This window comes from Streptomyces luomodiensis (assembly GCF_031679605.1).
GTDB classification, from domain to species: Bacteria; Actinomycetota; Actinomycetes; order Streptomycetales; family Streptomycetaceae; genus Streptomyces; species Streptomyces luomodiensis.
In genome coordinates, this window is the sequence record NZ_CP117522.1 from 4,381,448 (window position 1) to 4,405,425 (window position 23,978).

Here is a 23,978-nt window from a genome sequence, read left to right on the forward strand (position 1 = left end):
CGCGTACTCCGGGGTCGCCGCCAGGCACTTTGGCGGCCGCCTGCCAGGAGGGGGAGTGCAGGCGGCCGCCCAGTGTCTCGCCCGTGGGGGGCTCCGGGCAGCGTCTGCCCCGATTCCCCCGGCCCATTCCCCCTGTTTCCGAATTCCCCCGGACGGGCTTCCCGTTCCCGCTCGTGCGCCGGTACGCGCTTCTGGGCGCCCGGCGCGTCGTTGCACGGCCGAGAACTCGTACCGGAACGGTCACTTCCGCGCCACAGGGCGCCGACGATGATTGATCCCGCACAGCTCACACACAACCCTGTTCACCAGGCGGTCCGTCCTTCTTCGGGGGAGAGGGCGGACCGCCGCCGGACCACATGGATCCGGCCACAACGACGGCGGCCCGTCCTCCCACGGGGGAGAGGACGGGCCGCCGTTTGGACGCCATCGGCTAGCGCACCGTGAAATGCACCACGTCATCCAGGAACGGGACGGTGACCCACGGATCCGGCTGGGCCATCAGGGACAGCAGCACGATCGCCGCGCCCAGCAGCCCATAGGTCAGCATGTCGGTGAAGCGCGACCGCACCGCGAGCATCCCCACGTCGGGCAGCGCCCACCGCAGGAAGGCACCCGCCAGCAGGGCCAGCCCGATCAGCACCGTGCCCGCGCGGAACGCGTCCAGGGCCACGATCAGCAGCCCCAGGCCCACCCCGCCCATCACCGCGAGCAGCGGCCACTGCCGGGCGGGCGCCGGAGCGGCACCGGGCGCGGCCCGGCCGCCACCCTCCGGACGCGCGGTGTCCCGGGTGATCAGCGGAAAGCGGCGGGACTTCCGGGCCGGCCGGGCGGACTCACCCGAAGGCGCCACGGAAGGGGCCTCGGAGGACGCCACCGAAGGCGCCGCTGAGGACGCCACGGAGGACGCCGACGCCGCACTGTCCGAACGCGGTTCCCCGGCCGCCGGTTCGCTCGCCTCAGCCGTCATGGCCGGCACCGGCGTCGGCGGCCGCCTTCGCGTTCCGCTCCGCGGCCTCCACCACGTTGACCAGCAGCTGGGCGCGGGTCATCGGGCCGACCCCGCCCGGGTTCGGCGAGAGCCAGGCCGCGACCTCGGCCACGCCGGGGTGCACATCGCCGGCGATCTTGCCGTGCTCGTCCCGGCTGACGCCCACGTCGAGCACCGCCGCGCCCGGCTTGACGTCCTCCGGCTTGATCAGATGCCGCACTCCGGCGGCCGCCACGATGATGTCGGCCTGCCGCAGGATGCCCGGCAGATCACGGGTGCCGGTGTGGCAGAGGGTGACGGTCGCGTTCTCGGAACGGCGGGTCAGCAGCAGCCCGATGGACCGGCCGACGGTGATGCCCCGGCCGACGACCACCACATGCGCGCCGTTGATCTCCACACCGTGGTGGCGCAGCAGCTGGATGACGCCCTGGGGCGTGCACGGCAGCGGGCCGGTCTCGTTCAGCACCAGCCGGCCGAGGTTCATCGGGTGCAGCCCGTCGGCGTCCTTGGCCGGGTCGATCAGCTCCAGCACCCGGTTGGTGTCGACGCCCTTGGGGAGCGGCAGCTGGACGATGTAGCCCGTACAGGCCGGGTCCTCGTTGAGCTCCCGCACCGCCGCCTCGATCTCCTCCTGGGTGGCGGTCTCGGGCAGATCGCGCCGGATGGAGGAGATGCCGACCTCGGCGCAGTCGCGGTGCTTGCCCGCGACGTACCACTTGCTGCCGGGGTCCTCGCCCACCAGCACCGTCCCGAGGCCGGGATGGATGCCCTTGGCCTTCAGCGCCTCCACACGGCTGACGAGATCGGACTTGATCGCGGCTGCGGTTGCCTTGCCATCGAGAATCTGGGCGGTCATGACTTCATCCTCCCGGATGCGGGGACGTCGGATCCAATCAGGGGCCGGTCGGTACCGGACCGGCGAAGGCCGCACCCCGTGGCCCGTGGTCCGGTCGGGATGCGGCCTCTTGCGCGTACGGGCCGGCGGACGCTCAGTGCGTACGCGCCGGGGGAACGCTCAGTGCGTACGCGTCAGGCGGACGCTCAGTGGAAGAAGTGCCGCGTGCCCGTGAAGTACATGGTCACGCCCGCCTTCTGGGCCGCCTCCACGACCAGCTCGTCACGGACCGAACCGCCCGGCTGCACCACGGCCTTGACGCCCGCCTCGGCCAGCACCTCGAAGCCGTCCGGGAACGGGAAGAAGGCGTCGGAGGCGGCGTACGAACCGGCGGCCCGCTCGGCGCCGGCCCGCTCCACGGCCAGCTTCGCCGAGTCCACGCGGTTGACCTGGCCCATGCCGACGCCGACCGTGGCGCCGTCCTTGGCGAGCAGGATCGCGTTGGACTTCACCGCGCGGCAGGAGCGCCAGGCGAAGGCCAGCTGGGCGAGGCCGTCGGCGTCCAGCGCCGCGCCCGTGGCGAGGGTCCAGTTGGCCGGGTCGTCGCCCTCGGCCTGGAGCCGGTCCTTGGCCTGGACCAGATCGCCGCCCTCGATCGAACGGGACTCACCGCCGGGCGCGGGCGCGTCCGAGCAGCGCAGCACGCGGATGTTCTTCTTACGGGCCAGCACCTCGACCGCGCCGTCCTCGTACGCCGGGGCGACGATCACCTCGGTGAAGATCTCGGCGACCTGCTCGGCCATGGCGACCGACACCGGGCGGTTGACGGCGATCACGCCGCCGAACGCCGACAGCGGGTCGCAGGCGTGCGCCTTACGGTGCGCCTCGGCGACATCCGCGCCGACCGCGATCCCGCACGGGTTGGCGTGCTTGATGATGGCGACACACGGCTCGCTGTGGTCGTAGGCGGCCCGGCGGGCGGCCTCGGTGTCGGTGTAGTTGTTGAACGACATCTCCTTGCCGTGCAGCTGCTCGGCCTCGGCGAGCCCCTTACCGCTGCCGTCGGAGTAGAGCGCGGCGGGCTGGTGCGGGTTCTCGCCGTAGCGCAGCACCTGCTTACGGGCGTAGGTGACGCCGATGAAGTCCGGCCAGGGACCCTCGTCGGCCGCGTAGTCCGCGGCGAACCAGTTGGCCACCGCCACGTCGTAGGCGGCGGTGTGCTGGAACGCCTCGGCCGCCAGCCGCTTGCGCCGCGCCAGGTCGAAACCGCCGTCCGCGGCGGCCTTGAGGACGTCGTCGTACCGCTCGGGGTTGACGACCACGGCCACGGACGGGTGATTCTTGGCGGCGGCGCGGACCATGGAGGGGCCGCCGATGTCGATCTGCTCGACGCACTCGTCCGGCGCGGCGCCCGAGGCGACCGTCTCGCGGAACGGGTAGAGGTTGACCACGACCAGCTCGAAGGGCTCGACGCCCAGCTCCCGGAGCTGCTCACGGTGCGAGTCGAGCCGCTGGTCGGCCAGGATGCCCGCGTGGACGCGCGGGTGCAGCGTCTTGACGCGGCCGTCGAGACACTCGGGGAAGCCGGTCAGCTCCTCGACCTTGGTGACCGGGACCCCGGCGGCGGCGATCTTCGCGGCCGTCGAGCCGGTCGAGACGAGCTGGACACCCGCCGCGTGCAGCCCGCGGGCCAGCTCCTCGAGGCCCGTCTTGTCGTAGACGCTGACCAGCGCGCGGCGAATGGGTCGCTTGGTACCTTCGGCGGTCACGGGATCCTTACCTTTCGTCCCTCTATGCGGTAGCCGTGACGGGCCAGACGCCCCACGACCTCGACGAGCAGCGAGCGCTCGACTTCCTTGATCCGCTCATGGAGAGCGGACTCGTCGTCCTCGTCCCGGACCTCGACCACGCCCTGGGCGATGATCGGGCCGGTGTCGACCCCGTCGTCGACGAAGTGGACGGTGCAGCCGGTCACCTTCACGCCGTGCGCGAGCGCGTCGCGTACGCCATGGGCACCGGGAAAGCTGGGGAGCAGCGCGGGATGGGTGTTGACGCAGCGGCCGCCGAACCGGGCGAGGAACTCCCGGCCCAGGATCTTCATGAACCCGGCCGAGACGACCAGGTCCGGCTCATGGGCGGCGGTCGCATCGGCCAGCGCCGCGTCCCACTCGGCACGGCCGGAGTAGTCCTTGACCCGGCACACGAACGTGGGGATCCCGGCGCGCTCGGCGCGCGCCAGGCCCTCGATGCCGTCGCGGTCGGCGCCGACGGCCACCACCTCGGCGCCGTAGCGGGCCACGCCCTCGGCGGCGATGGCGTCGAGCAGCGCCTGCAGATTCGTACCGGAACCGGAGACGAGTACGACGAGGCGGAGGGGGCGCCCGGGGCGGGCAGGTCGGGCGGGGGGAGGCGGGGAGGCCACGGCGGGGCTCTTTCTCGCGGGCGGTACTGCCGTTTGTGCGGTCCTACAAGGTCGCGGACGCATCAATTCCGGGGAACTCTACGAAGCCGCCGACCGTCAGCAACGATACCGGCACACCAAGCGGCCCCCAGGGGACGGGGGCGGGCACGGGAGGTAGCGTCTGGACTGCGCATCCAACTGACGCCGTGGGAACCACCGTCCCACCCGCACCGCCGAGCCGTACGGCACCGGCCGTGCATGCCCCCGGCGTGCAGGACGACGACACAAGGGGAAGACACACTCCACATGCCGGACCGACGCCGCCGCGCGGCTCATCGCCTCACTCCGACTCCCGCCTCCACCGGGGGGCGGCGATGAGGCACGCCCGCATGTCACCTACGACGCCCCTGCTCCGGGAGCAGCAGTCGTCCTCCTCGTCCTCCTCCGGCTCCGCCTCCGGCGGGCAGCACGGGGACCAGCGGCACGAGGACAATCCGTTCGCCCCGCCGCCCGAGGGCAGGCCGGACCAGCCCTGGCAGCCCCGGCAGCGGCCGGAGGACACCGGTGGGGAGAACGGCGACGGCGGCCAGGGCGGCGACCAGGAGGGCCGGCAGCCACAGCAGCCTCCGGCCTGGGGCAGCCAGTGGAGCAGTCGCCAGCCCGGCCGCCAGAGCGGCGGCTTCGGCGTCGGCCCCGGCTCCAACCGCCCCGCCGGCCCCGGCGGGTCCGGCGGCCCGCGCTGGGACCCCAACGACCCGGCCCAGCGGCGCGCCCGGTACGCGCTGCTCGGGGGCATGTGGGCGTTCTTCTTCGCGCTCTTCAGCCTGCCGCAGATCGCACTGCTGCTCGGGGCGCTGGCCCTGTACTGGGGCATCAGCGCGCTGCGGGCCAAACCGCGCCGTACGCCGCCGTCCCCGCCCGCCGCCGCGCCCCTGAACGCCCCGCCGCCGCCCCCGGGCGCCACCCCGGCACAGCTGCCCGCGCCCGGCAGCGGTCCCGCGAAGCCACAGTCGACGGCGGCGATCAGCGGTCTGGTGACGGGCGGACTCGCGCTCGCCATCGTCGCGGCGACGTTCAGCGTCCAGGTCGTCTACGACGACTACTACACGTGCGTGGACGACGCCCTCACGCAGAGCTCACGCCACGCCTGCGAAACCCTGCTCCCGGAGCAGCTCCGTCCCCTGCTGAGCACACAGGACTGACGTCCCGACCGACGTCCGGCCTGACGTCTCCCGGTCGCCGCCCAGGACAGTGGGACCGGTGGCCGCCTTACGGTTCTCGGCGGGGAGCGGCCGGTGGGGGATCGGGCGGAGGCGGTTCGGGGTTCCCTGGGCGTTCGCGGCTGAGCGGTCGGCGGCGGGGGCGGGTCGCCGCCCGTGGCGTGCCGGGCGTGCCCGCGGGGGTCGCGAGCTCGGCCATCGGGCCCACCGTGGTGTCCCGTCCTTCCGTGCCGGGGTCCGGGGCCGGCCGACGGCTGGATCTGGCCGACCCCGACCGGGGACGCAGCCACTGCCACCACGGCTCGGCCATCGCCTCGCGCACCTCGGCGGACTCCATGGGCCGCACCGTCGCACGCGCCGCCGCCTTGGCCGCCGCCGGAGCCGCTCGGGCGTCCTTGGCCCGCGTACGGGCCTCCGCCCGGGCCCTGCGATCTGCCCGACGCGCCGCCCGCGCCGCCTTCCACTCCGGCCAGTAGGCCCTGGTGGGGACGCACAGCCGGTACCAGCGCAGCACCATCGCCCCGGGCACGCCGATCACGCCCGTCCAGGCCAGCGTGATCGTGCCCGTGTGCCACCAGTTCGGGCCCAGGTCGGCGAGGACGCCGATTCCCAGGGGGCCGCCCGAGACCCCGGCCAGCAGTGCCATGGCGGCCGCGCAGCCGACCGCCGCCAGGGTGGCGAGCACCAGTGTCTCGCCCCAGCCCCAGGGGGGCCTGGGCTCGTCCTTGCCGGGCCGCCGGGCCGCCGCGACCCCGGTGAACCAGGCCACCGACACCCCGGCCGCGATCCCCGTGACCCACACCAGCGGCCCGCCGAAGCCGTCCGTGGGCAGCGCGGCGACCAGCGGGAAGTGCGGCAGCTGGGGGTAGGAGGTGATGCCCAGCGGCGCGACCACGCTGCCGCCGCCGACCGTGAATCCCGCGCCGACCCCGTACGCGGCGCCCCAGACGATGGCGTTCGGCAGCAGCGCCAGGCTGACCAGCAGCACCGCGAACCGCCCCGACCACACATCGCTGAGGTTGAGGAAGGTCACCTGGACGGCCCCGGCGTGGCTCAGCATCGACGTCGCCGTAAGGAGCGCACCGCTGCCGAGCAGGACGACGAGACCGCTGGTCCCGGCGCGCAGGGCGGCGGTCAGGCGGCGGCGTCGGCACCAGCTCCGCGCGGTCAGCGACGCGGCCGTCCGGGCGGCCCAGCCGGCGCCGGGGAGCCGGCGGAGTCGGGCGGCCACCCGTTCGGGTGGCCGGAGCGGGCACCGTCCGTCGGCCGTCCACACCCCCAGGGCCGCGATGGCCCCGGTGACGACCGGGAGATACAGCAGCGCGCTGAGCGGGGCGACGTGCAGCGGCCCGGTCGAGGCGTACACCGCGGCCGCGGTGCCGACCAGCAGATAGCCACCGGTCACCCACGCGAAGGCGAGGCGCGGATCGATCATGGAATCCTCGGCCACCCACTGTCCCCCGCTCTCCTCGGGCTGCGCCTGGTAGACGGCGTGCTGGGCGGCCCGGTAGAGCAGCCAGCACGGCGCCACGCTGAGCAGCAGCGGGGTCAGTCCGACGGGCGCGGTGTGGCCGGAGAGCGTCTCGGTGCGCACGAGGTCGGCGCCATGGCCGAGCAGCCACAGGTCGGCGGCGACGTGCAGGGCCTTGTCGGGGCTGCTCTCGGGGGACGAGGAAGTGATCCACAGCAGCAGGACGACCACGGCGAGCGTGCCGAGGCCGAGCCCCGCGGCGACCACACCGCCGAGGAACGCCTCCCTGATGGCGGAGGAGCGCCGGGCCGCGAAGTGGTCACGTGAGGACACCGACGGGCTGCGATCGGTCGTTTGCGTCACGCGACCAATGCTGCCAATAACAGTCGCTTCATCCCCACATCAAGGGTTTGGTCGCCGTGTCGCCACTAGTCCGCTTATGCGTCTTTTATTGCGGTGTGGGATGGGCGAGTGGCTTGCCGTGTTCCGCCGTCAACGCCGCGGGCCCGCACCACCGTGTGGTGGTACGGGCCCGCGGCATACGAACCGTGGCGGCGTCAGCCGGCCAGCGCGGCGCGCGCCAGGCGCGCGGTCTCGGACGGGGTCTTGCCGACCTTCACGCCCGCGGCCTCGAGGGCCTCCTTCTTCGCCTGGGCGGTGCCGGAGGAACCGGACACGATGGCGCCCGCGTGGCCCATCGTCTTGCCCTCGGGAGCGGTGAAGCCCGCCACATAGCCGACGACCGGCTTGGTGACGTTGGCCTTGATGAAGTCCGCGGCCCGCTCCTCGGCGTCGCCGCCGATCTCGCCGATCATCACGATCAGGTCGGTGTCGGGGTCGGCCTCGAAGGCGGCCAGGGCGTCGATGTGGGTGGTGCCGATGATCGGGTCACCGCCGATGCCCACGCAGGACGAGAAGCCGATGTCCCGCAGCTCGTACATCATCTGGTAGGTCAGCGTGCCGGACTTCGACACCAGACCGATGCGGCCGGGCTTGGTGATGTCGGCCGGGATGATGCCCGCGTTCGACTGACCCGGCGTGATCAGACCCGGGCAGTTCGGGCCGATGATGCGCGTCTTGTTGCCCTTCTTGCCCGCGTAGGCCCAGAAGTTGGCGGTGTCGTGGACCGCGATGCCCTCGGTGATCACGACGGCGAGCGGAATCTCGGCGTCGATCGCCTCGATGACCGCGTCCTTGGTGAACTTCTCCGGGACGAAGATGACCGTGACATCGGCACCGGTGGCGTCGATGGCCTCCTTGACGGAGCCGAAGACCGGGATCTCGGTGCCGTCGAAGTCCACGCTGGTGCCGGCCTTGCGCGGGTTCACGCCACCGACGATGTTGGTGCCCGAGGCAAGCATCCGGCGGGTGTGCTTCTGCCCCTCGGACCCGGTCATCCCCTGGACGATGACCTTGCTCTCCTTGGTGAGGAAGATAGCCATGGTTTCTGGTTCCCTCGTCCCTTACTTCGCAGCCAGCTCGGCGGCACGCTCGGCCGCGCCGTCCATGGTGTCCACCTGCGATACGAGCGGGTGGTTGGCGTCGGTGAGGATCTTGCGACCCAGCTCCGCGTTGTTGCCGTCGAGGCGCACGACCAGCGGCTTGGAGACGTCTTCGCCCTTGGACTTCAGCAGCTCCAGAGCCTGGACGATGCCGTTGGCGACGGCGTCGCAGGCGGTGATGCCACCGAAGACGTTGACGAAGACCGACTTGACGTCCGGGTCGCCGAGGATGATCTCGAGACCGTTCGCCATCACCTCGGCGGAGGCGCCACCGCCGATGTCGAGGAAGTTGGCGGGCTTCACACCGCCGCGGCTCTCACCCGCGTAGGCGACGACGTCGAGGGTCGACATGACCAGACCCGCGCCGTTGCCGATGATGCCGACCTCGCCGTCGAGCTTGACGTAGTTGAGGCCCTTGGCCTTGGCGGCAGCCTCGAGCGGGTTGGCCGCGGCCTTGTCCTCGAGCGCCTCGTGCTCCGGCTGGCGGAAGGCGGCGTTCTCGTCCAGGGAGACCTTGCCGTCCAGGGCGATGATCTTGCCGTCTTCGGTCTTGACCAGCGGGTTGACCTCGACAAGCAGGGCGTCTTCCTTGATGAAGACGGTCCACAGCTGCTGGAGGACCTCGGTCACCTGATCCGCGATCTCGGCCGGGAACTTCGCGGCCGCGACGATCTCGGCGGCCTTCTCCTTGGTCACACCGTCGATGGCGTCCACCGGGATCTTGGCGAGCGCCTCGGGGTTCTGCTCCGCGACGACCTCGATCTCCACGCCGCCCTCGACGGAGGCCATGGCGAGGAAGGTGCGGTTGGTGCGGTCCAGCAGGAAGGAGACGTAGTACTCCTCCTTGATGTCCGCGGTCTCGGCGAGCATCACCTTGTGGACCGTGTGGCCCTTGATGTCCATGCCCAGGATCTGGGTCGCCTTCTCAACGGCGTCGTCCGGGTCGGAGGCCAGCTTGACGCCGCCCGCCTTACCGCGACCGCCCGTCTTGACCTGCGCCTTGACGACCGCGCGGCCGCCCAGTCGCTCGGCCACCTCGCGCGCCGCCCCAGGCGTGTCGATGACTTCACCGGCCAGCACCGGTACACCGTGCTTGGCGAAGAGGTCCTTCGCCTGGTATTCGAACAGGTCCACGCGCGTCCGTCCCTTTTCCATGGATTTCGCGGTCGTTATCTGCGCGGGCGTGCCGCGGGGGCAGCGTGAGGACGCGATCTATAACGAGGGCGGCACACGTTCACCGGGTACGCGGCATGTCCGTCTCGCAGGTTATCTCCGCGGGACGTGCGGCCCTAAATCGCAGATCACACTGGCGCGGTGATAACGGTCACAGATCGCGACCGTTTCCATCTATCCGCCTACGCCAACCGGGCAGCCCCCTCCCCAACGAGGACTGCCCGGTTGATGACGCTTGCCTTACGGTTTCATGCTGTCTCGGCCTTCAGCCGTGACTGTCTTACGCCCGCCGGAGCGATCAGACGGTCGGGAGCGTGCCCGGAAGGGTGGGCAGCTCGGCCGGCAGCTGCGGCAGCTCGACCTGGGGCAGCTCCGCCGGAACCTGCGGGAGCTCGGCCGGCACCTGCGGCAGCTCGGCCGGAACCTGCGGCAGGTCCGCCGGGAGCTGCGGCAGGTCGGCCGGAACCTGCGGGAGGTCCGCCGGCAGGGCCGGGAGGGCCGGGATGTTGGCGACGTCGGTCAGGTCGGTGGGCAGCGCCGGGAGCAGGCTCAGCGCACCGTCCTTGACGTTCCCCACGGTGGTCTGGGCGTCCGCGACCGTGCCCGTGGCCAGGTCCTGGGCGAACGGCACGGTGGTGCCGGCCAGGTCCTGCGCGAACGGAACGGCGGTGGTCGGCACGCTCACCACGACCGGGACCAGGCGGTCCACGGTGTCCTGGGCGGCCGGGACCACGTTGGAGGCGGTGCCCAGCGTGAAGCCCTGAACGCTGCCGGTCACGACGCCGGCGTACGGGGTGGTCCGGGCCACGGCACCGTCGGCCAGCGCACCGGCGTCACCGGCGGTCTGCTGCACGACCGGGACGACCTTGACCACGATGCGGTGCGCGGCGGGCGGCAGCACGTCCGAGGCCACACCGTCGACGACCGGCTTGGCGGTGCCGATGACGGCCTGGACCTTGCCGGTCAGGTCCTCGGGGCGGATGCCGGCGCCGGAGAGGGAGGCGAGCAGGTCATTGGCCGAACCCGGGGCGGAGGGCAGCTTCGGGGTGGCGGGCAGCTCGACGGGCAGCTTGCCCGGCAGGCCCTGGACGTCCGTCAGCGAGTCGGTGGGCAGCGCGGAGGTGTCGGGCAGGGTCGGCAGCGAGCCGAGGCCCGGGAGGCTGGGCACCACGCCGGGGACCTCGCCGGTGGGCAGGTCGAGGTCGGTGGTCTTCTTGACGGTCTTCTCGACGCCCTTGACGGCCTTGTGGGCCTTCTTGACGACCTTGCCCGGCTTGGCGACGTCACCGGTGAGGCCGTCGGTGGTGTCCTCGACGGTCTTGGTGACGTCCGAGACCCGCGGCAGGTTGGCGGCGCCCGGGACGCGCTCCTTCACGGGGTCGGTGACACCGTCCACGGTGGAGGCGACGCCGTCCACGGTCTTCTTCGCGGTGTCGGTCACCTTGGAGGTGCCGGCCACGCCGCCGGTCGCGCCGTCGACCGTCTTGGTCACCGTCTTGGTGAGGCCGTCCACGGTGCTGGTGACGCCGTCGGTGGAGGGGACGGCCGGGTTCTCGGCGGCGTTGGCGGCGGCGGAGCCGAGGGCCCAGATACCGGTGGCGGCAGCGGCGACGAGGATGGAGCGGCGAAGGTTGTTGCGCATGGTGGAGGAAGTCCTTCGAAGTCAAAAGGGGTTTCGGACGGGCAGACCTGACCCGCCCCCGCGCGGCAGGTCTTCAACAGACGGGGGTGAGGTCTGCCCTAGCCGGGGAATTCGAGGACTTCGTTGAACCGCTCGCGCGTCGGCGTCGAGCTCTCCGCGCGGACCGTGCCGGGCTTCAGCCCGAACGACGCCACGCCGGACGGCGGAAGAGCGGCATGGGTGTTCCCGCCACGGGGAGCGCCGCTGTCGCCGGTGCACTGTGAAGTGGCCCCCAGCGGGGACCGCGGAAGCGGCAGCGGCGCCGGGGCGCCGCCCTCCGGACCGGTGCCGGAGACCGCCTGCACGACGGGGTCGTGCCCGGTGTGCGAGGCGGCCGCACGGTGCGTGGTGCCGACCGGGGCGTGCGTCACGGGGCCCATCGGGGCCGCGGTGGCGGGCGCCGCCTTGTGCACGGTCGCCGACTCGTCCTTGGCCGCGTGGTGCTCGGCGGCCGGACCGTGGTCCGACACGGGGACCTGGGGGCCCAGGCCGATCGCGGCACCGAGGCCAACGTCGGGCAGGCCTACCGGCAGGCTGTCGCCCGTGGCGCCGCCGACCAGGTCGCCCACCGGCTCGGTGATCTTCTGCGCTCCCCGCTCGACCGGCTCCTGGATGGGCCGCACGGTCTCCCGTACGACGTCTTCCGCCGTGTGGACGGTACGCACCACCGCGGGCGGCGCGTGCTTCTCCACCTGCTGCCGAGCGTGATCGATACGCGAGGGGTCGAGCAGCCTGGAGACGCCGGAGCGGTCGGCCGGTACGCCGTCGGCGCCGTCAGCCGAAACGCCGGTCACCCCGGTCTGATCGCTCCGCTCGGCGGCGTGAGCACTGCCGCCGAAGAGGAACGCCAGGGCCAGGAAGCCCCCGAGGAAGAGCGCCGCCAGCAGCGCCCGCCGCGCGGCCACCGTGCGCGGCAGGCGCACGGTGACAGGCATGGCGGACACAACAGACACGAAAGGGCCTTCCCTGGTGAGGGGCGTACAACGGGCACACAGTTGTGGCCGTATGACGTAGTGGGCGCACTGAACAGGACGAACTCGCCAACCGGATGGCTGGATTCATGTCCTGGGCGACGTGGATGATCCTTGCACGACCCACAGGGGTCGGCGCAAGCCCCGGATCACCGATGCATCGCCTTGTCCGGTATCGGCAGTTGGCGACGTTCGATCGCCGCCGCCATCACCTCCGGGAAGAGGTCGGGGGTGCAGGCGAAGGCGGGCGCGCCCAGCGCGGCGAGCGCCGCCGCGTGCTCGCGGTCGTAACTCGGCGCCCCCTCGTCGGACAGCGCGAGCAGCGTCACGAACTGCACCCCGGACGCCTTCATCGCGGCGACCCGCCCCAGCATCTCCTCGCGTATGCCGCCCTCGTAGAGGTCGCTGATGAGGACGACGACGGTGTCGGCGGGCCGGGTGATCCGCGACTGGCAGTAGGCCAGCGCGCGGTTGATGTCGGTACCGCCGCCGAGCTGGGTCCCGAAGAGGACGTCCACCGGGTCGTCGAGCTCCTCGGTCAGGTCCACCACCGAGGTGTCGAAGACGACCAGCCGGGTGGCGAGCGAGCGCATCGAGGCCAGCACGGCGCCGAAGACCGAGGCGTAGACCACGGACGCGGCCATCGACCCCGACTGGTCGACGCACAGCGCCACGTCCTTCTTCACGCCGCGCGCCGCCCGCCCGTATCCGATGAGCCGCTCGGGGACGACCGTACGGTGCTCGGGCAGGTAGTTCTTGAGGTTGGCCCGGATGGTGCGGTTCCAGTCGATGTCCCGGTGGCGCGGGCGGCTGATCCGGGCCGAGCGGTCGAGCGCCCCGGTGAGAGTGGCGCGGGTGCGGGTCGCCAGCCGCTTCTCCAGATCCTCGACGACCTTACGGACGACGGCCCGTGCGGTGTTCTTGGTCGTCTCCGGCATGGCCTTGTTGAGGGACAGCAGGGTGCCCACGAGATGCACGTCCGCCTCCACGGCCGCCAGCATCTCCGGCTCCAGCAACAGGGCGGACAGGCCCAGCCGGTCGATGGCGTCGCGCTGCATGACCTGGACGACGGACGTGGGGAAGTACGTGCGGATGTCCCCGAGCCAGCGGGCCACTTGGGGCGCGGAGCCGCCGAGCCCGCCGGAGCGCGCGCCGCTCGCCGCGCCCTGGGAGCCGCCGGTGCGCCCGGCGACCGCGCCGCTGCCGCCGCTTCCGCTGCCGCTGCCTCCGCTGCCGCCGGAACCGTTATTGCCCCCGGAGCCGTAGAGGGCCTCGAGCGTGCGGTCCATGGCGGCGTCGGCCGCGCTGAGCGAGCAGCCGGTGCCGTCGGCGCCCTGGCCGCCGAGCACCAGCCGCCAGCGCCGCAGCCGCTCCTGATCAGCCCGGCCATGACCGTGGTCGCGGCCGGCGTCACCGTAACTGTGGTCGCTGTGGTCGCCGTGGGCGCCGTGCGGGTCGCCGTGCGTCATCGGGCTGCCTCCCTGGTGTCGTTGCCGTGCGGGGCGGGATCGAGCCCCAGCAGCAGCCGCACCGTCGGTACGACGGCCGCCGCCCGGTCCGGATCCAGCCCGGGGCCGAATCCGGGCGCGGCGGGGGCGCCTGGTCCGGTGCGCCCGTCGGCCGCGGGTCCCCGGCGGACCAGCTCGCCCAGGGTGCGGCGCACGCCCGTGTCGTACGCGGAGAAGGTGCGCCGCAGCAGGGGCAGGACGTCGGTGAACGCCTCGGCGGGAACGGACGTCAGCCAGCGGTCGACCAGGCCGAGCAGCCGCTCGTCGTGGACGAGCAGCATTCCGCCGCCCGCCCCGCCGCCGACGAACCCCTCGATCCAGGCGGCCGCTTCGGGGGGCTGGGTGCCGGGCGAGAGCGCGAGCCCCATCAGCCGGGCCGCCTCGTCCTCGGCGAGCCGGCCGTCGTCCAGCAGCAGCCGCGCGGCGCGGCCCCGGATCAGCCCGGGAGTGGCGGGGGTGCCGTCCCGTCCGGCGAGGGAGCGCAGCATGCCCGCCCAGCGGGCCCGCAGCCCGCCGGCGGCACCGGGCTCGGCCGTGGGCGTCTCCGCCGCCCGGCTCCCGGCCCGCGGCCCCGCTTCCGCCCCTGCCCCCACTTCCGCCCCTGCCCCCGCCTCCGCTCCTGCCGCCGCCTCCGCCCCTGCCGCCGCCTCCGCGCCTGTTCCCGTGCCCGTCTCCGTCCGGGTCTCCGACAGCAGCCCGATCGCCCGGTGCACGGCCTCCATATGGCCGCGCATCTCGGCGGCGCCGTCCGCATCGAGGCCGACGCAGGCGGGTGGCAGCCCGACCAGGATCCGCTCGGCCAGCCCGACCGCGACCTCTCCGAGCGCGGCGGTGTCGGTGCCGCGCACGTCCCCGTAGCGCACCGAGCGCACCAGGGCGGGCAGGGCCTGGGCGAGATGGCCGACGTCCGCGTCGAGCGCGGCCCGGTCGGCGAGCGACCGCATCACGACGGGGAGGGCCCCGGGGAGCCCGGCGAGCAGACAGCGCTCGGCCAGCTCGGTCACCTCGGCGAGCCCCTTGGCGCTCCGGGCCTCGGTCTCCGCCTTGGCGGTGGCCGCCGACAGCAGCGTGGTGCCCCACACCCCCGCCTCGGCGACCCGCACCGACAGCTCCGGCTCCCACCGCAGCCGCCAGGTCTCCCGGAAGGTGCCGGTGCTGCCCCGGGAGACGGCCGGGGTGCCCCAGTCGACCCCGAGCAGCCGCAGCCGGTGCAGCAGACGGCTGCGCCCGGCGTCGGTCTCCTTGCGCAGATCCAGCTCCAGCTCGCGCTCCAGCGCCTCGGGCTTGAGCCGCAGCGAGCGCTGAGTACGCGTCAGGTCGCGCTGGAGCGGCGCCGCCGGGGCCGACTCGGGGACTTCGCCCAGGACATCCCCGACCACCAGCCGGTCCCGCACCAGCGCGATCGGCACGTCGGAGCCCTCGCACATCACCGCCCTGACGGCGTCGAGGGTCTCGGCGAGCCCGGCGAGCGGACGTCCGCGCATGGCGGCCAGCGTTTCGGCGAGCCTTACGGTCTCGATGACATGGGCCGAGGAGACCGCGAAGTCCTCGTCCCGCAGCAGCCCGGCGACCTTGGTGAGCCAGCGCTCAACGGGCCGGTCGGGGGCGTGGAAGAGGTGGTCGTACCAGCCCGGGGAGGTGATGCCCGCCCCGTAACCGCTGTGCCGGGCCAGCCGCCGGTGGGTCCACGGCACCCAGCTGATCTCGGTCTTGACCTTGGGCAGCCCCTTGAGCAGCTTACGGTCGGCGGTGGCGGTGGTCCGCTCCCCCAGCGCCGGTACGTGCCAGGCCCCGCAGACGACGGCGACCTCGTCCCCGAACTCCCGCCGCGCCTCGCGCAGCCGCAGCCGCATATGGGCCTCGCGCACGGTGTCGTCCTCGTGCCCGCCGTGCCCGTACTCGGCGCGCAGCGCCCCCATCGCCTCCGCCACGGCCGCGAACGCCTCCGTGCCGCCGGCGCCGCGGTGCTCGATGACGTCCTCCCACCAGCGCTCCGGGTCGTCGTATCCGGCCGCCTCGGCGAGCACGGACAGCGGATCGACGCGCAGCCGCTCGGCGGAGCCGGGGGCCGCGGCGGCCCGGTCCCCCGGGCCCGCCGGATCGGGCGAGGCGGGCGGGGCGGGCGCATCCGCCGGGGCCGCCGGCTCCACCGGGGCCGCTGGCGCCACCGGGGCCGCCGGGGCCTCCTTCGCCGACATGGCCAGCGAGTTGGCCGCCGGGAGGTCGATGAACCGTACGGGGACCTCGCGGGCCAGCGCCCACTGGATGGCCGCCCACTCCGGGGAGAACCCGGCCAACGGCCAGAACCCGGCCCGCCCCGGGTCGTCCGCGGCATGGGCGAGCAGCGCGACGGGCGGACGCATGTCCTTCTCGGCGGCGAGCCGCACGATCGCGTCCGCCTCCGGCGGCCCCTCGATCAGCACCACGCGCGGTGCGCACGCCGTGAGCGCCGCCCGCACCGCCCGCGCCGACCCGGGCCCGTGATGGCGCACCCCCAGCAGCAGCGGACCGGCGGCCCGCGCTCGCGGGGCGCCCGTCACGCGGTCACCTCTCGGCACGCGCGGTAGAAGTCCTTCCAGCCGTCGCGCTCGCGGACGACCGTCTCCAGGTACTCCTGCCAGATGACGCGGTCGGCCGCCGGGTCGCGGACGACCGCGCCCAGGATGCCCGCGGCCACGTCACCCGCCCTCAGCACACCGTCGCCGAAGTGGGCGGCGAGGGCGAGGCCGCTGGTGACGACGGAGATGGCCTCGGCCGTCGAGAGCGTGCCCGAGGGCGACTTCAGCTTCGTACGGCCGTCGCCGGTCACTCCCTCGCGCAGCTCACGGAAGACCGTGACCACGCGGCGGATCTCCTCGACGCCCTCCGGGACCTCCGGGAGCTCCAGCGAGCGGCCGATCTGGGCGACGCGGCGGGAGACGATGTCGACCTCGTCGTCCGGGGTCGCGGGCAGCGGCAGCACGACCGTGTTGAAGCGGCGGCGCAGGGCGCTGGAGAGTTCGTTGACCCCGCGGTCGCGGTCATTGGCGGTCGCGATCAGGTTGAACCCGCGGACCGCCTGGACCTCCTCCCCCAGCTCCGGGATCGGCAGCGTCTTCTCGGACAGGACGGTGATCAGCGTGTCCTGCACATCGGCCGGGATGCGCGTCAGCTCCTCCACGCGCGCGGTCATGCCGTCCGCCATCGCGCGCATCACCGGGCTCGGCACGAGCGCGTCGCGGCTCGGGCCGTGGGCGAGCAGCTGGGCGTAGTTCCACCCGTACCGGATGGCCTCCTCGGCCGTCCCGGCGGTGCCCTGGACCAGCAGCGTGGAGTCGCCGCTGACCGCCGCCGCCAGATGCTCGGACACCCAGGTCTTGGCGGTGCCGGGCACGCCCAGCAGCAGCAGGGCGCGGTCGGTGGCGAGGGTGGTGACGGCGACCTCGACGATGCGGCGCGGGCCCACGTACTTGGGGGTGATCACGGTGCCGTCGGGCAGTGTGCCGCCGAGCAGATAGGTGGCGACCGCCCAGGGCGACAGCCGCCACCGCGCGGGACGCGGACGGTCGTCGGCCGCGGCCAGCGCGCGCAGCTCGTCGGCGAAGGCGTCCTCCGCGTGTGGACGCAGGGCTTCCGCGGCTCCGGCGGCCCCCGCCGTTCCGGTGGTATCGGTGGATTCGGTTCCGGGCACAGTGACGGTCACAGCTCCCCCACGACTCGTTTCCTCGTTCCGTTTCCGGACGCGTGAACCACCCTGCACCACCCCACTGACAACCGGGCCCCGGCCGATGAACGCCCAGGTCAGGGCGATTGTCAGTGGGTGCCCGTACCGTCGCAGACATGAATCCGCAGGGGGAACGCTGGACGGCGGAGCAGGTGCTGGCCCTGGCTTCTGACGCCGCGTCGCGCACGGCGGGCGGCAAGCTCGCCACGGCCGGCTCATGGTCGGGCGCGGGGGCGCGCGGCCAAGCGGTGTGGGGGCTGTGCTCGGGCAGCGGCAGCAAGCCGTACCAGACGGTCGTCGATCTGAACGGACCCGGCTATCGGTGCAGTTGCCCGAGCCGGAAGTTCCCGTGCAAGCACGCGCTGGGCCTGCTGCTGCTGTGGGCGTCCGGCGAGGGGGGCGTGCCCGGGGGCGGTGAGCCGCCGGAATGGGCCGAGCAGTGGCTCGGCGGGCGGCGCGAGCGGGCCGGAAGAGCCGCCGCCGCGGCCCGGGAGGCGGGTGCGGGGAGCGGCGGGACGGGCGACGGGGTGGGCCGCCGCGGGACGGGCGACGGCTCGGGGAGCGGGCGGAGCGGCGGAGCGGCCGATCCGGAGGCCGCGCGCCACCGCGCCGAGCGGCGGGCCCAGCGCATCGCGGCGGGTGCCACCGAGTTGGAGCGGCGGCTGGCCGATCTGCTCCGCGACGGTCTGGCCGCCGCCGACCGCGCCGGATACGGGGCGTGGGACGAGACGGCCGCGCGGATGGTCGACGCCCAGGCTCCGGGTCTCGAGACGCGGGTGCGGGAGCTGGCCGCGATCCCCTCGTCCGGTCCGGGGTGGCCCGCCCGGCTGCTGGAGGAGTGCGCGCTGGCCCACCTCCTCACCCAGGGCTTCCTCCATCTCGACCGCCTCCCGGAGCAGCTGGCCGCCACCACGCGCACCCGGGTGGGTCTCACCACGCCGGTGGCCGAGCTGCTGGCGACCGGGGAGGCGATCCGGGACCGCTGGCTGGTCCTGGGCCGCCAGGACGGCACGGACGGCAGGCTGACCACCCGCCGCAGCTGGCTGCGGGGCGAGCGTACGCACCGGATGGCGCTGCTGCTCTCGTTCAGCGCCCCCGGCCGGCCCCTCGAGCCCGCGCTGCCCACCGGCCTGGTCCTGGACGCCGACCTCACGTACTACCCGGCGGCCCGCCCGCTGCGTGCCGCGATCGGCGCCCGCCACGAGGAGGTGCCGGAGGACCCGGCTCCCGCCGTGTCCGCGGCCCCCGAGGGGTGCGATGTCGACACCGCGCTCGCGATCTACGGGGCGGCGCTCGGGGACGATCCCTGGCTGGAGGGCTGGCCGGTCGTGCTCACCGATGTGGTGCCGGTCCCTGGCGACGCCGGATGGCAGCTGGCGGACGAGCGCAGCGGCTCGGCACTGCCCATCGATCCGCGCTGCGCGGGGCGCACCGACCTGTGGCAGCTGATGGCGATATCCGGCGGCGGCCCGGTCACCGTCTTCGGCGAGTGCGGCCATCGCGGCTTCTCGCCCATTACCACCTGGGACCCGACCCCCGTCCCGCTCATCGCGGCGGCAGCGCAGGGAGGCACCCGTTGACCAGCACGACCCCCACCGCGCCCTGGGACGACCTCGTCGCGGCCGCGCTGCTCGGCACCGAGCGGCGCACCCCGCCGGTCGCCCCGCGCCCCGGGCAGGACGCACCGTCCGCCCTGCTGGACGCCGCCGCGCTCAGCACCGTGCGGCGGCGGGCCGGGCTGCGTCCCGCGCCCGCCCGGCCGGGGCCCGGCCGGGCACCCGAGGATCCGCGGCCGGCGCTGCCCATGGCCGCCCGCAGCAGGCTGGCGATGCTGCTCGCCGACCGTTCGGCTCCGGGGCGCGGCGGCCCGCGCACCGCACCCGACCTCGCCGAACTGCTGCCGCAGTGGCTCGCGCTGGCCAACCACCACGGCTATCGGGTGCCCGACGCCCTGCTCCCGGCTCTCCTCGACGCCGCCCGCGCCCGCACCGATCTGCGGCCCGAGGCGCTGACGCTCGGCGGGCCGCGTGCGCTGTGGCTGGCCCGGCTCAACCCGGACTGGAAGTTCGCGCTGCGGGGCGCGCCGACGGGCCGGGCGCACACCCCCGTCCCGGAGCCGTCCGAATCGGCCGGGACGGCCGCCGCCCCGCCCGATGAACAGCGGCTGTGGGAGGAGGGGCTTTTCGCCGAGCGGGTGTCGCTGCTGGCGGCGGCGCGCCACCGCGACCCGGCGGCGGGGCTGGCCCTGCTGGGCGGCACCTGGTCGACCGAGCGCGCCGAGGACCGGCTGATGTTCCTGGACTCGCTGCGCGACGACCTCTGCCCGTCCGACGAGCCGTTCCTCGAACGGGCCCTGTCCGACCGCAGCCGGAACGTCCGGGCGACCGCCGCCGAACTGCTCTCCGCGCTCCCCGGCTCCGCACTCGCCGCGCGCATGGCCGAGCGGTCGCGCGGCTGTGTGTCACTGACCGCCGACGCCCGGATAACCGTCCGGCCGCCGGACGAGTGCGACAGCGGCATGCAGCGTGACGGCGTCGTGCCCAAGCCGCCCTCCGGCCGGGGGGAACGGTCCTGGTGGCTGGGCCAGTTGGTGGAGGCGACCCCGCTGGACCGCTGGAGCGAGTGGTTCGGCGGACGCGGCCCCGCCGAGATCGTGGCGCTGCCCGTCGCGGACGGCTGGCGGGCGGATCTGCACGCCGCATGGTGCCGGGCGGCGGTGCGGCAGCGCGACGCGGAGTGGTGCCGTGCGCTGCTCGGCACCCCGGCCGTCGCGCCCGCCAACACCGGGGAGGCGGCATCAGCCGCCTGGCGGGACCCCGCGAAGCTGCTGTCCGCGCTCCCCGCTCGGGAACGGGCGGAGTGGGTGGCCGAGTTCATCGCGTCCCACGGGCTGTCCGACGCCTTCCGGCTGCTGGGGGTGTGCACGGTGCCCTGGGCCGAACCGCTGGGCCGGGCCGTCGTCGACGCGCTGGACATCGCCCGGGACGCGGGCAGCTACCCGTGGAGCTTCAGCGGGGTCATGGGTCTGGCCGAGCGCTGCCTGGACCCGGCGCAAGCGGACCGGCTCGAGGTGCTGACGGCGATACCGGACGAGGCGGAGGGGGCGGCGCCGGGAGCCGGGGGCTATTGGGCAGAGGCGTTCCAGCGGCTCGTGGGAACGCTACGGCTGAGGGCGACCATGCGAGCCGAGCTCGAACCGGCCTGATCCCCGATCCGCACCGGAGTCCGGCCGCCGGATGCCCTGGGCCGGACGTGATCCGGCGTCAGGGCATCCGGGGTCCGGCCGTGCCATCGGGCGTTGGCCACGATCCGGGATCCGGTCGTGCTCAGGACCCCGGCCCTGGCTCCGGGCTCCGGCCGTCACTCCGATCCAGCCCCGGCTCCGGACAGATCCCGGCCGTCACCCGGGATCGGGCCATACCCCGGGCCCCGGCCGCGTCCAGGACCCGGCCGTCGCTCCGAACCCCGGCCCTCACCCGGAATCGGGCCCCCTACCTCGGGCCCCGGCCATAACCGGGGACCGGGCCGTGACTCCGGACAGACCACGGCCGTCACCCGGGATCGGGCCATACCCCGGGCCGCGGCCGCGTCCAGGACCCGGCCGCCCTTCATGACCCGGCCATCGCTCCGAACCCCCGCCGTCACCCGGAATCAGGCCCTACCTCGGGCCCCGGCCATAACCGGGACCCGGCCCTGGCTCCGGGCCCCGGCCGTCACCGGGGACCGGGCCTTGGCTCCGGACCCCGGCCGTGAACCGGAACCGACCGTGGCTCCGGAGCCCGGCCGTGCTCCATGGCGGGTCCGGGTCAGGCGGCCACCGGGCGGACGTTCTCGCGGACCCATTCCACGATGGCCGCCGTCGTCGCCCCCGGGGTGAAGATCTCCGCGACGCCCTGCTCCTTGAGCGGGGGAATGTCCGCCTCGGGGATGATCCCGCCGCCGAACACCTTGATGTCCTCGGCCTCGCGCTCCCGCAGCAGCTCCAGCACCTTGGCGAACAAGGTCATATGGGCACCGGACAGAATGGACAGCCCGATCGCGTCGGCGTCCTCCTGGATCGCGGTGTCGACGATCTGCTCGGGCGTCTGGTGGAGCCCGGTGTAGATGACCTCCATGCCCGCGTCGCGCAACGCCCGCGCGATCACCTTCGCCCCGCGGTCATGGCCGTCCAGCCCCGGCTTGGCCACCACCACACGGATCGGACCGGTCACACCCATCGCAGCCTCCAAGCCCTTCGAGCCTTGCGAACCGTCGCCCGCACCGACGTGAACGAACGTTATCCCCAGCATCCCCTACCCGGCAGTTTCGCGGCACTCGGCGAGGGGGAAATCACACGTGGGACACGTTCACCGAAGGCGCCGTATGCGCTTCGGGCCGGCCACACCAGGGGAGCCGCAGCGGGGACCGTCGCACCGCGCAGCGCCGCCGGCAGTCGGATGGCGCCGCGGTGCGACGGAGCGGTCCCCGTACGCAACGCCCGCACCACCCCACCACCTCACCATCGCAGTCCGCGCCCCTGTTGTCCGTACATCCACTCGTGCGTCAGATGTGCCCGGACTTCCAGGCGATAACGGAGTTGCGGCAGCCTGCCCCTGAATGCCGTGCGCGTTTCGTCGCTTTGTGCTCTTCCGCAACATCCGCAACATCCGCGTCAACGGAATCGGACATCTCGTCCTGGCGGTGCACGGCAACGACGCCAGGGGCGCCCTCTCGGTGCCCCGGGAGGGCGGGAATTGCCGAACGTCAATCGAACATCCGGCCAAGGGAGTGCGTACAGTCAGCCGAAAGACGGCCAAATACCCTTTCCCGAGATGCTCGAAAGTCACGGAAGATTGTGGCTGCCGCGTACTGCCGGGTACAGTCGCCGCTAATTCTCCTGCAGCCGAGGCGAAAGAGAAGTTGGTGGTGAACGACCGTCACCCGTCGGGGGCCTCTCCGACCGTCCCCGCTCCCGACGCCTCGTATCCGTACGAAGAGGCTTACGGTCAGCGGCAGGACACAGCGCACGGCTACGTCGGGTACGACGGCTATTCCACCGGCAGCTTCGACCACCTGGCCACGGCCTACGGTGACGGTGACCCGCTCTTCGGCACGCTTCCGGGCGCGTACGACGACGGACAGGGCGCCCACAGCGGTCAGTACGACGCCTCCCAGTGGGCCGCGGTCGACCAGCACCAGACCGGCTCGTACCAGCAGCACGACACGGGCCACTACGACACGGCCTCTTACGGCTCCGGTTACGACACCGGCGCCTACGACACCACCGCGATGTGGGCCGCCTCCGGCTATCACCTGCCGACCGGCATCCCCACCCAGCAGGACGCCGAGACCGGCGCCCAGTGGGACATCGGCGCCTGGGACGCGGGCGCCACCGGCCAGACCGAGATGCCGGGCCAGTGGGACCACGGCACGGGGTACGAGTCCGGGGTACAGACCTCGGGCGTGGACACCGGGCAGACCCAGTTCTGGGACACCTCCCTCTACGGGACCGTGGACGAGGGGCAGTACGACCACTCGGAGCTGAACCACCCGGGGCTCGACCAGGCAGGCTTCGAGCAGCACGAGCACGAGCCCAACGCCTTCGAGCAGACGGCCGTGTTCGAACAGGCCGTCATCCCCGAGCAGCCCGACGGCTTCGAGCACACCGCCGTCTTCGACCCGATCCACGAGTCCGACCAACCGTACGACCCGGCCCCCGAGGCGGAACCTGAACCCGAGGCGGCGGCCGTGCGGGAATCCGCCCCCTCCCCCCGCCGGGAGGCGAGCCGCGGTCGCCGCCGTACCCCCTCCCGACCCAAGCGCTCCGCGCTCCTCACCGTCGCCGTCCCCTCCGTCTGCGCCCTGGGCGTCACCGCCGTGGCCGCGGCCTCGGTCAGCGGCATGGGAAGCGACAAGAAAGACGAATCCACCACCCAGGCCGCGCCCGACACCGCCGCGGCCCCCGTGAAGCCCTCCGCCGCCAACAGCAAGCTGGACTCCCAGCTCGCCGAGGTCCGGGAGGGCGCCAACGACTTCCGCGACCGCGCCAGCCGCACCCAGGAGCGCATCGACCTCCAGGCGCGCCAGGCCGCCGAGAAGAAGCGCAAGGCCGAGGAGGCGGCGCGGAAGGAAGCGCTGCGCCCGAAGTTCGCGCTGCCCGTCGCCCAGCACGGCCTCAGCGCCCAGTTCGGCCAGGCCGGTATCAACTGGATGTCGGTGCACACCGGCATCGACTTCCCGGTGAGTTACGGCACGCCCGTGATGGCCGCCACCGACGGCACCGTCACGACGCAGTGGAACGACGCCTACGGCAACATGGTCGTGCTGACCAGCCCGGACGGTACGGAGACCTGGTACTGCCACCTCAGCAGCGCCAAGATCCGCTCCGGGACCGTCAAGGCCGGGGACACCATCGCCTACTCCGGGAACTCCGGTAACTCCACCGGCCCGCATCTGCACTTCGAGGTGCACCCCGGCGGCGGCTCGGCCATCGACCCGCTGCCCTGGCTGCGGAGCCACGGCCTCGACCCGACCTGATCCGACCCG

At 73.4% G+C, this 23,978-nt stretch carries 17 protein-coding genes; 4 read left to right on the forward strand and 13 right to left on the reverse strand.

Features of this window, described 5'->3' with window-relative positions; genetic code table 11:
• Positions 1-430: 430 nt before the first annotated feature.
• The 4 genes from PS467_RS18410 to purN all read right to left on the reverse strand — a co-directional run bounded on the left by PS467_RS18410 (position 431) and on the right by purN (position 4,245).
• A complete protein-coding gene (locus PS467_RS18410) occupies positions 431-850 on the reverse strand; it encodes a DUF3017 domain-containing protein (protein WP_432280602.1) in 420 nt (139 codons plus the stop codon).
• Positions 851-956: 106 nt separating this feature from the next.
• Entirely contained in the window at positions 957-1,844 is an 888-nt protein-coding gene (locus tag PS467_RS18415) for a bifunctional methylenetetrahydrofolate dehydrogenase/methenyltetrahydrofolate cyclohydrolase (protein ID WP_268972663.1), read from the reverse strand.
• A gap of 185 nt (positions 1,845-2,029) precedes the next feature.
• Positions 2,030-3,592, reverse strand: coding sequence for a bifunctional phosphoribosylaminoimidazolecarboxamide formyltransferase/IMP cyclohydrolase (gene purH, locus PS467_RS18420; RefSeq protein ID WP_311036204.1), 1,563 nt, complete (start codon positions 3,590-3,592; stop codon positions 2,030-2,032).
• A complete protein-coding gene (gene purN, locus PS467_RS18425) occupies positions 3,589-4,245 on the reverse strand; it encodes a phosphoribosylglycinamide formyltransferase (RefSeq protein WP_311036205.1) in 657 nt (218 codons plus the stop codon). The genes purH and purN overlap by 4 nt, the downstream gene beginning before the upstream one ends.
• A 368-nt stretch (positions 4,246-4,613) precedes the next feature.
• Between purN and PS467_RS18430 the strand changes: the two genes are divergently transcribed.
• Complete coding sequence (locus PS467_RS18430; protein WP_311036206.1) at positions 4,614-5,426, forward strand: hypothetical protein; 813 nt, start codon at positions 4,614-4,616, stop codon at positions 5,424-5,426.
• Between the two features lie 67 nt (positions 5,427-5,493).
• Here the strand turns inward: PS467_RS18430 and PS467_RS18435 are convergent, their stop codons facing one another.
• The 8 genes from PS467_RS18435 to PS467_RS18470 all read right to left on the reverse strand — a co-directional run bounded on the left by PS467_RS18435 (position 5,494) and on the right by PS467_RS18470 (position 17,432).
• Positions 5,494-7,278: a cell division protein PerM gene (locus tag PS467_RS18435; RefSeq protein WP_311036207.1), complete on the reverse strand. Its 1,785-nt coding sequence runs from the start codon at positions 7,276-7,278 to the stop codon at positions 5,494-5,496.
• A 194-nt stretch (positions 7,279-7,472) separates the two neighbouring features.
• Positions 7,473-8,357, reverse strand: a complete 885-nt coding sequence (gene sucD, locus PS467_RS18440; RefSeq protein WP_268972668.1) for a succinate--CoA ligase subunit alpha — start codon at positions 8,355-8,357, stop codon at positions 7,473-7,475.
• A gap of 21 nt (positions 8,358-8,378) precedes the next feature.
• Positions 8,379-9,551 (reverse strand): ADP-forming succinate--CoA ligase subunit beta, encoded by a 1,173-nt coding sequence (sucC, locus tag PS467_RS18445; protein ID WP_268972669.1) that lies wholly within the window; start codon positions 9,549-9,551, stop codon positions 8,379-8,381.
• A 337-nt stretch (positions 9,552-9,888) separates the two neighbouring features.
• The gene (locus PS467_RS18450) at positions 9,889-11,232 is read right to left on the reverse strand and encodes a hypothetical protein (protein WP_311036208.1); all 1,344 of its coding nucleotides are present in this window, start codon (positions 11,230-11,232) and stop codon (positions 9,889-9,891) included.
• Positions 11,233-11,330: 98 nt separating this feature from the next.
• Positions 11,331-12,206 (reverse strand): hypothetical protein, encoded by an 876-nt coding sequence (locus tag PS467_RS18455; RefSeq protein WP_311036209.1) that lies wholly within the window; start codon positions 12,204-12,206, stop codon positions 11,331-11,333.
• A 185-nt stretch (positions 12,207-12,391) separates the two neighbouring features.
• Positions 12,392-13,711, reverse strand: coding sequence for a VWA domain-containing protein (locus PS467_RS18460; RefSeq protein ID WP_311036210.1), 1,320 nt, complete (start codon positions 13,709-13,711; stop codon positions 12,392-12,394).
• Entirely contained in the window at positions 13,708-16,290 is a 2,583-nt protein-coding gene (locus PS467_RS18465) for a DUF5682 family protein (protein WP_311036211.1), read from the reverse strand. The genes PS467_RS18460 and PS467_RS18465 overlap by 4 nt, the downstream gene beginning before the upstream one ends.
• Positions 16,287-17,432, reverse strand: coding sequence for an ATP-binding protein (locus tag PS467_RS18470; RefSeq protein WP_432280603.1), 1,146 nt, complete (start codon positions 17,430-17,432; stop codon positions 16,287-16,289). The genes PS467_RS18465 and PS467_RS18470 overlap by 4 nt, the downstream gene beginning before the upstream one ends.
• Before the next feature lie 137 nt (positions 17,433-17,569).
• On the opposite strand from PS467_RS18470, the gene PS467_RS18475 reads away from it, so the two are divergent.
• Both PS467_RS18475 and PS467_RS18480 read left to right on the forward strand, forming a co-directional pair.
• Positions 17,570-19,033 (forward strand): SWIM zinc finger family protein, encoded by a 1,464-nt coding sequence (locus tag PS467_RS18475; protein ID WP_311036212.1) that lies wholly within the window; start codon positions 17,570-17,572, stop codon positions 19,031-19,033.
• Positions 19,030-20,658, forward strand: coding sequence for a DUF5691 domain-containing protein (locus PS467_RS18480; RefSeq protein ID WP_311036213.1), 1,629 nt, complete (start codon positions 19,030-19,032; stop codon positions 20,656-20,658). The genes PS467_RS18475 and PS467_RS18480 overlap by 4 nt, the downstream gene beginning before the upstream one ends.
• A 601-nt stretch (positions 20,659-21,259) precedes the next feature.
• On the opposite strand, the gene icmB is transcribed toward PS467_RS18480, so the two are convergent.
• A complete protein-coding gene (gene icmB / locus PS467_RS18485) occupies positions 21,260-21,670 on the reverse strand; it encodes a coenzyme B12-dependent isobutyryl CoA mutase small subunit (RefSeq protein ID WP_268972677.1) in 411 nt (136 codons plus the stop codon).
• Between the two features lie 685 nt (positions 21,671-22,355).
• Here icmB and PS467_RS18490 point away from each other — a divergent pair.
• On the forward strand, positions 22,356-23,969 hold the full coding sequence (locus tag PS467_RS18490; RefSeq protein WP_432280604.1) for a M23 family metallopeptidase: 1,614 nt from the start codon (positions 22,356-22,358) through the stop codon (positions 23,967-23,969).
• Positions 23,970-23,978: the final 9 nt, after the last annotated feature.

What these genes read in the sequence shown, in the direction of transcription:
- PS467_RS18455 (WP_311036209.1), bottom strand. Translation starts at nt 12,206, where the DNA reads ATGCCTGTCACCGTGCGCCTGCCGCGCACGGTGGCCGCGCGGCGGGCG.
- PS467_RS18415 (WP_268972663.1), bottom strand. Translation starts at nt 1,844, where the DNA reads ATGACCGCCCAGATTCTCGATGGCAAGGCAACCGCAGCCGCGATCAAG.
- PS467_RS18450 (WP_311036208.1), bottom strand. Translation starts at nt 11,232, where the DNA reads ATGCGCAACAACCTTCGCCGCTCCATCCTCGTCGCCGCTGCCGCCACC.
- icmB (WP_268972677.1), bottom strand. Translation starts at nt 21,670, where the DNA reads ATGGGTGTGACCGGTCCGATCCGTGTGGTGGTGGCCAAGCCGGGGCTG.
- PS467_RS18430 (WP_311036206.1), top strand. Translation starts at nt 4,614, where the DNA reads ATGTCACCTACGACGCCCCTGCTCCGGGAGCAGCAGTCGTCCTCCTCG.
- sucD (WP_268972668.1), bottom strand. Translation starts at nt 8,357, where the DNA reads ATGGCTATCTTCCTCACCAAGGAGAGCAAGGTCATCGTCCAGGGGATG.
- PS467_RS18475 (WP_311036212.1), top strand. Translation starts at nt 17,570, where the DNA reads ATGAATCCGCAGGGGGAACGCTGGACGGCGGAGCAGGTGCTGGCCCTG.
- PS467_RS18460 (WP_311036210.1), bottom strand. Translation starts at nt 13,711, where the DNA reads ATGACGCACGGCGACCCGCACGGCGCCCACGGCGACCACAGCGACCAC.